Source organism: Erysipelatoclostridium sp. MSK.7.34 (assembly GCF_019041935.1).
Lineage (GTDB): Bacteria > Bacillota_I > Bacilli_A > Erysipelotrichales > Coprobacillaceae > Thomasclavelia > Thomasclavelia ramosa.
In genome coordinates this window covers 1-940 of record NZ_JAHPYJ010000067.1, presented here as the reverse complement: position 1 = coordinate 940, position 940 = coordinate 1, and the positions used below count along the sequence as shown (strand labels likewise).

Genomic DNA, 940 nt, shown 5'->3' with positions numbered 1-940 from the left:
AATGGTGGTTCCGGCCGGAATCGAACCAGCGACACGAGGATTTTCAGTCCTCTGCTCTACCGACTGAGCTACGGAACCATTGGCGGTCTGGACGGGACTCGAACCCGCGACCTCCGCCGTGACAGGGCGGCATTCTAACCAACTGAACTACCAGACCAATGGTTGCGGGAGAAGGATTTGAACCAACGACCTTCGGGTTATGAGCCCGACGAGCTACCAGACTGCTCCATCCCGCGATATTTTTTGCATTATTTTATTTCGGCTGAATTTTAAATTAAATGGCGAGGGATGAGGGATTCGAACCCCCGCGGGACGTTAATCCCCTGTCGGTTTTCAAGACCGATCCCTTCAGCCGGACTTGGGTAATCCCTCGCATTCTTAAATTGGTGGACCCTGTTGGACTCGAACCAACGACCGATCGGTTATGAGCCGATAGCTCTAACCAACTGAGCTAAGGGTCCTTGTTGTTTCTTGACTTACGGGCACCGTTATTAAATTGGTAGCGGGGAAGGGATTCGAACCCCCGACCCACCGGGTATGAACCGATTGCTCTAGCCAACTGAGCTACCCCGCCGTAATCAACTACAGCAATGCTATAATTTAATAATTAATGGTGGAGCCTAGCGGGATCGAACCGCTGACCCCCTGCGTGCAAGGCAGGTGCTCTCCCAGCTGAGCTAAGGCCCCAATTATTATTTTAAATGGTCGGGAAGACAGGATTTGAACCTGCGACCCCCTGGTCCCAAACCAGGTGCACTACCAAGCTGTGCTACTTCCCGTTCTATTTCTTTTTTTACTCAAATGGCGCGCTAGGCAGGAATCGAACCCACAACCTCTTGATCCGTAGTCAAGCACTCTATCCAGTTGAGCTACTAGCGCATCGTTCACTTACAACGCCTATCTATATTAACACATCTTATTAGCTTTTGCAAGATTTATT

The 940-nt window shown here is 50.4% G+C and carries 9 tRNA genes; all 9 read right to left on the bottom strand.

The annotated features are described in order from the left end of the window. Positions 1-2: 2 nt before the first annotated feature. Positions 3-78 (bottom strand) — tRNA-Phe (locus KTF99_RS16830). Positions 79-80: 2 nt separating this feature from the next. Then, positions 81-157, bottom strand: a tRNA-Asp gene (locus tag KTF99_RS16825). A gap of 2 nt (positions 158-159) precedes the next feature. Beyond that, positions 160-236 (bottom strand) — tRNA-Met (locus KTF99_RS16820). A gap of 43 nt (positions 237-279) precedes the next feature. Next, positions 280-372: transfer RNA gene (locus KTF99_RS16815), tRNA-Ser, on the bottom strand. A 12-nt stretch (positions 373-384) separates the two neighbouring features. Continuing rightward, positions 385-461, bottom strand: a tRNA-Ile gene (locus KTF99_RS16810). Between the two features lie 36 nt (positions 462-497). Further along, positions 498-574 (bottom strand) — tRNA-Met (locus KTF99_RS16805). Positions 575-611: 37 nt separating this feature from the next. Next, positions 612-687: transfer RNA gene (locus tag KTF99_RS16800), tRNA-Ala, on the bottom strand. Between the two features lie 15 nt (positions 688-702). After that, a tRNA-Pro gene (locus KTF99_RS16795) sits at positions 703-779 on the bottom strand. A gap of 23 nt (positions 780-802) precedes the next feature. After that, positions 803-879: transfer RNA gene (locus KTF99_RS16790), tRNA-Arg, on the bottom strand. Positions 880-940: the final 61 nt, after the last annotated feature.